Source organism: Actinomyces oris (assembly GCF_006546825.1).
Classification (GTDB): domain Bacteria; phylum Actinomycetota; class Actinomycetes; order Actinomycetales; family Actinomycetaceae; genus Actinomyces; species Actinomyces oris.
The window spans coordinates 1-5,469 of sequence record NZ_VICC01000012.1 but is presented as its reverse complement, the minus strand read 5'-3'; the positions used below and the strand labels follow the sequence as shown (position 1 = coordinate 5,469).

The 5,469-nt window shown below is 64.3% G+C and carries 7 protein-coding genes; 2 read left to right on the top strand and 5 right to left on the bottom strand.

Annotated features, from left to right (window positions below):
* Positions 1 to 617: 617 nt before the first annotated feature.
* Both FK267_RS13315 and FK267_RS13310 read left to right on the top strand, forming a co-directional pair.
* Complete coding sequence (locus FK267_RS13315) at positions 618 to 1,010, top strand: hypothetical protein (RefSeq protein ID WP_232622426.1); 393 nt, start codon at positions 618 to 620, stop codon at positions 1,008 to 1,010.
* A gap of 101 nt (positions 1,011 to 1,111) precedes the next feature.
* Entirely contained in the window at positions 1,112 to 1,690 is a 579-nt protein-coding gene (locus tag FK267_RS13310; protein WP_075378860.1) for an OmpA family protein, read from the top strand.
* 17 nt (positions 1,691 to 1,707) lie between these two features.
* Here FK267_RS13310 and FK267_RS13305 read toward each other — a convergent pair whose 3' ends face one another.
* The 5 genes from FK267_RS13305 to FK267_RS13285 form a co-directional block, all read right to left on the bottom strand.
* The gene (locus FK267_RS13305; RefSeq protein WP_232622425.1) at positions 1,708 to 2,061 is read right to left on the bottom strand and encodes a hypothetical protein; all 354 of its coding nucleotides are present in this window, start codon (positions 2,059 to 2,061) and stop codon (positions 1,708 to 1,710) included.
* A 161-nt stretch (positions 2,062 to 2,222) separates the two neighbouring features.
* Positions 2,223 to 2,831, bottom strand: a complete 609-nt coding sequence (locus tag FK267_RS13300; protein WP_141407494.1) for a hypothetical protein — start codon at positions 2,829 to 2,831, stop codon at positions 2,223 to 2,225.
* On the bottom strand, positions 2,828 to 3,457 hold the full coding sequence (locus tag FK267_RS13295) for a hypothetical protein (protein ID WP_232622424.1): 630 nt from the start codon (positions 3,455 to 3,457) through the stop codon (positions 2,828 to 2,830). The genes FK267_RS13300 and FK267_RS13295 overlap by 4 nt, the downstream gene beginning before the upstream one ends.
* Positions 3,458 to 3,501: 44 nt before the next feature.
* Positions 3,502 to 4,395 (bottom strand): hypothetical protein, encoded by an 894-nt coding sequence (locus FK267_RS13290; protein WP_075378864.1) that lies wholly within the window; start codon positions 4,393 to 4,395, stop codon positions 3,502 to 3,504.
* A gap of 360 nt (positions 4,396 to 4,755) precedes the next feature.
* The coding region (locus FK267_RS13285) for a pilus assembly protein TadG-related protein (protein WP_211342757.1) at positions 4,756 to 5,469 on the bottom strand (714 nt) is incomplete at its 5' end.

Here is a 5,469-nt window from a genome sequence, read left to right as displayed (position 1 = left end):
TCACAGCCCGCCAGCACCGGCACACCCACACCCACCAGGGCCGAGAGAGCCACAAAAGACCGACGAGACGGTGCCGAAGGAACACAAGACGAACCAGGCAAGATGGGCGACACAAGAACTCCTTCATGGATCCGCCGGATTTTCTCAAAGACAGAGCGTAATCGTCACGTAATCTCCCTAGCAAGCGGAGCTCCCCGTGTACTCCCCACCGCTCCCCGTGTACTCCCCATAGCCTCATGGGGAGTGCACGGATTCTCTCGGTCTGCCCGTGGATACCCCGTGTACTCTACGATTTTTCCCCGTGGGAGTCTCCCCATTTCTTGAATGATGGGTGCTGCATAGAGTCTCGGTATTCCTCAGGTCGACGTGGCCTGATCGAGAGCAACGGAGGTTCCATCATGATGGCTGTTTCGAAGCGAATCCTGGCTGCCATGAGCGCCATTGGTGTGGCGGCAACCCTGGCGTCCTGCCAGCTGCCGGGAGGTTCGGGGGCGAACGGGGAGGGTGCGTCGGCGCCGGCGTCCGCGTCCGCATCGAAATCGGCGCAGGCCGGGGGCGGCGCTCATGGCGTGGCCATTGAGTCTCATCCCACGACCGTTGACAGTAAACCCGGAACTGTGTCCCTGAACTCCGTGTCCGGTGCGGGAACCACGATCACCGTCATGTTCTCCGTGACGAATAATGACAAGAAGAACGACATGTGGATCTACGACTCATTCTCCGATGGAGACGACTCGGTGCCTCAGCCCAGTGTAAAGGCGAGCCCGGGAGGGAGTACGAACAACGCTGACGGGCTGACGCTCATTGAACCGTCCTCCTCAAGCATCTACCGCGTCTCCTACGACTCCCAGGGCGGCTGCCTGTGCTCCAGCGACCTCACGGAGTACATCAAACCCGGTCAGACGATCGCGCTTCAGGCGACCTTCACCGGTGTGCCGGCCGAGGCGAAGAACGTCACCATCACCATCCCGAATGGAGGGACCTTCAGCAACGTGGCGGTGACCCGATGAGACGGCAGATGAATGGGGGATGGGCAAGGGGCGCCACGTCTCGGCCTCGGTCAGGGGTGCTTGCCGCCGCGGTCGTCGTCGTGTGGGCAACATCGTGGTCAGTGTCCGCCGAGGCTGCTGCCGTACCCGCAGCACCGCAAGCGGGCCGCCCGTTGGCGGCTGCGAGTAACAGCGCCACAGCCGATCCAACGACGATCACCAAGCAACCGGAGAGCGCCGGGCCGGGCAACCCCCGGGTGGCTCAGACCGTGGACCGCGTCGTCACGCCGGTGTCGCGTTCGAGCAGCTCGGACAGCGCGGTCACCTACTCCTCGGACGGCCAGACCACGGTGGCCTCACTGTCCGGAGACGTCACCTTCGACGTCGACTCCTCGGCCCTGACCGACCGCGCCAAGCAGGTGCTCGACGAGATCGTCAAGCGCTGGAACGGTAAACCGCCCGCCACGGTCACCGTGGTGGGGCACACGGACTCCGTCGCCGACGACGCTCACAACCAGACGCTCTCCGAGCAGCGGGCCAAGGCCGTCGCCGACTACCTGACCTCCAAGGTCCCCTCCCTGAACGTCCAGTCCTCCGGCAAGGGGGAGAGTGAGCCCGTGGCTTCCGAGACCAACGCGGACGGCAGCGTCAATGAGGCGGGCAAGGCCGCCAACCGTCACGTCGACGTGCGCTGGGGGTGAGGGGTGGACACCCCGCCTCAGCGCAGCTCGATCCACTGGCCCAGAGTCGAGATCTGATCGCTGGTGATCTTCTCTCCTGAGAAGTCCACGAGGCAGATCGTCGACTCCCGGCTGATAGCCCACAGGGAGCCCTTCTTCTGGTAGGGCCAGGTGGTCTGATACTGCTGCTGCGCCAGGATGATGGAGCCGTCGGTGACAGCGGTCCGAGAGCCAACGGGCTGGTAGCCGCGAGTGACGGCCCGGGCGGCGTTCATGGCAAGGTCAAGGGCGTCGTAGCCGTCCTTCGCTTTGATGGACTGGGCCGTCATGAGGACGGCGGACTTGTCTGACGGGTCGGTCCACTTGGTGCCCCAGATGCTGGACTGCGCCACTGACCGATCCCAGCCCTTGGGAACCGCGAGAAGCAGGTCGCCGTCCTCAAGACGGTCCCAGTCCCCTTTCGGCCCTGGATGCTTTGCGAAGGAACAGCCGCTAAGAAGCGTTGCGGCTGCGGCCGTTGAGGCTGCTAGAAGGGCACGTCGTCGTTGGATGGTCATTGTTGCTGCCTCGTCAGGGTCAGAGAGTTCTCGATGCCGTTGCGAAGCCCGTCATCCAGGGTGGTGCTCAGAAGAGTGACGACGCCGGTCCCCACCTGTGAGGCGAACAGCCAGGTCCACCCCAGCCAGGACGTTGCAGGGCCCCAGGAGAAGGCGACTCGCTCAGTGGCGGGATTGTCCCCGCTGGCCTCCCAGGAGAGCCGGCCGATCTCCGAGTAGTTCTCAAAGAGGTAGGAGCTCGTGAGATTGACGGTCTGCCTGACGCCGTCGGCGGTGGTGCTCGCGTCAATGCCGGAGAGCAGGACCCGCTGCTCGAAGCTGGTGTCGTTGGTCTGCAGGTCGTAGGAGACGGCATACGGGGGCCACCCGCTGCGCCGAGTGGGGCCCTTGAGGGAGGACAGCAGACTCAGAGAGATGCCGGAGAAGTTAATGCTCGTCCAGGCCTGGGGAGCATCCTGTGGACTCTTGGACGGGACTTGCGGCTGCTTCACGTCCTCGACTGAGGTCATTCCTGAAACAGGGGTTTTCTCTGGAGACTTGCTGCATGAGGCGACTGCGGTCAGGGAGACGATGCCGCCGGCGGCCATGAGGAGGCGTCGTTTCATGAGGCGCTCACCGCCACTGACGTGAGGACGGACGACATGCGGTTCAGACTCTCCTTGTTCTTGGGGTCCGCGAAGACGTAGACGCCGTAGCTCTCCCCGCCGGGACCGTCAACGATGATTCCAGCGCAGGTGATGGGAACCTCGGAGGTCTTACGGTCCTGCAGCCATGGCGGGATCGCCGTGGTCTGCCAGTCCAGACGGTTCGCGCCGGATCCGCCGGGGACGTCGACGGGGGTGACCTTGGGCTGGATGGACTGGGCGGTGAGAGCCTGCTGCTCTGCGGTCAGGATGCTTGCCGCGGGCTTGGCGCCGGCCGCGTAGTACTCGACAGCAACCGTGAGAGGAATGCTGCCTCTGCTGTCGTAGTAGGTCTGCTGCATGCCGTCGTCGTAGGTCGTGGTGGTTCCGGTGATGGCGTCCCCGGGTACCTGGATGACGAGGTTTCCAGTGGGCAGCAGAGTCATCATGCCGTCCGACGCCGCCGCACTGGAGTCATTCGACGTCGATGGCTGAGATGCGGATGCTGCAGCCGAGGCGGTGCTGGAGTCTGAGGCGCCGCTGTGGCCGCAGGCGCACAGGGCGAACGCGGCCATCGCTGCCGTCGCAGCTCTTACAGGAGTCTTCATACGCTGTCCTTGCGTTGTCGTCAGGCGTCCACAAGAGGAACCGGCTAATGGGTCTGACTTGCCAGCTGCTTGCGGTCCTTCGTGAGCTTGTCGGTGCTCCAGCTCCCGGAGAGGGCGTCGAAGCCGCCGTTATCGGTGATCGCCGTGCCGTTGACAACGAGCTGTCTGGTGCTCGCCTTGGTAGCCAGGACGGCGGCGAATGTGCCACTGGCAGAGGAGCCCTGCGGATCACCCACAGACAATGAGGCCACGGGGATGTTGACGGTGCCCGACGAGAGCAGGACGGTTGAGGCGTAGTTATTGGCGAGATCGCGATCCGATCCACCGAGTGCTGAGACGTCAAGGGTCGTGGTGACTACCGTCGTGACGGCCGTGCCCGCGGCGACTCCGGAGATGCCGCCGTTAGCAGATCCCTCGGTGACATGGGTGAAGGTCATCTTGTCGAGGTCACCGCCGGTGTCATAGGAGAGAGCGAGGTTTCCCAGGCTGATGCGCTGCCCCTTCGGGGGAGAGACGATACCGAAGCTGTTCCATGCCGAGTCGACTTCTTGACTGTGCTCCGGGACAGGGACGTCGGCTTTGTAGGAGAGGGTGTGGCTGACGGCACCGGTTCCATCGGGCTCAGCGGAGGTTGCTCGCCGGTACGTGACGCTGCCGCCGATTGTCAGAACCGGATACGTGACCGAGGACTGGGAAGCCGCTGTGCTGCCGGAGGCCTTGCTCGACGCCGTCGTGCCGACTGTCAGCCGGCTGGGTGACGACTCGACCGTGGAGTCGGGTTGAGCTGCCGCAGAAGGATGAGAATGCTTGGCCCGACCGGCCCCCGTGTTCTCCGCCTGCTTGGTGACCTCCGGGGATGAGGGAGACGGGCAGGAGCGCTGGTTGGCGCACTGAGACGTCGCTCGCTTGGCCCTCGCGCCGGTGACTTGTGCGGTCACCGGGTTGGTTCCGGAACTTTCCGCGCTGTATCCACTGGTCAGTGACCGTGTGGTACTGGTGGCCTGCTTCCCCCCTGAGTCTGGGACTGCGGCAGCGGGCTGAATGGCGCTGACTGAGATACCGACGAAGAGTGTGAGGACGACTGTCCTTGCCAGCCGGGGAAACTGGGAACGGCAGCGCACGGAGTGCGTCCTTTCGATGAGGCGACAGATGCAGAGCGGTGTCGTCGGGGTCGATACCGTTATCTGACTGAGACTCTACGGACTGAGATGCGCCAGCGCCAACGTTTGTCGAGGTCGGTCGGTGTCAGGTGGGGCATGGTGTCTTCGAGACGAAGCCCCTGCTCGAGAGCCGAGAGCTCAGGCTGAGACCAGCCGGGTGGAGACCTTGGCTTTCTTGCTCATCCCCGCAGGCGCCTTGAAGGGAGCCGGCTTGGCGCCGGCTTGAGGGGCCTGCTTGGCACCCTTCTTCTGATCTGGGCTCTTGGCCTGGGGACGCCTGGTGACGCACTTTCCGTGGATCTCGAAACCGACCTGGCCACCGCTCAGGCACGCACCGTCCTCAAGCTCGATCTTCGCGGTCGAGGTTGCAGTGAGTCGTTGGTTGGTGCCGGTGACGGCGGACTTCGTGCGGACAGATACGGTGACGGTGCCGCGAGCCGTGTCCACGGAGTACGCAGTGAGCGTGGCCCCGTCCAGCGAGGCATAGCGTTCTGCTGCTCGCTTGGCTCCCGGACCGGCGAAAGACCCCAGTCCCCGGCCGGCATTGCTCCAGAGACCGTCCTCGCTGGTGGCATCCACGGCGTTCCCGTAAGTCGACTCAATGGCGTCGCCCCAAGCTCGTGCTGCTGCCAAAGCAGCTGCATCGGCCGCGTTACTGGCATCCCGGCGGTGCAGGATGGCGTCTCCGAGGCCAGTCATGAGTCCCAGCGCCACGAGTGCGACGAGTGCAGCGGCAACGCTGAGGTAGGGCAGGATGCTGCCGCGTTCAGTGGCTGCCGGGCGAGATGGAGACCGGGGGGGCTTACGCAGAAGACGAGACATGGTGATGCTCAGCTGTTCTTGATGGGGATG

Coding starts and splice junctions, on each gene's coding strand:
- FK267_RS13300 (WP_141407494.1), bottom strand. CDS start 2,831: ATGAAACGACGCCTCCTCATGGCCGCCGGCGGCATCGTCTCCCTGACC.
- FK267_RS13295 (WP_232622424.1), bottom strand. CDS start 3,457: ATGAAGACTCCTGTAAGAGCTGCGACGGCAGCGATGGCCGCGTTCGCC.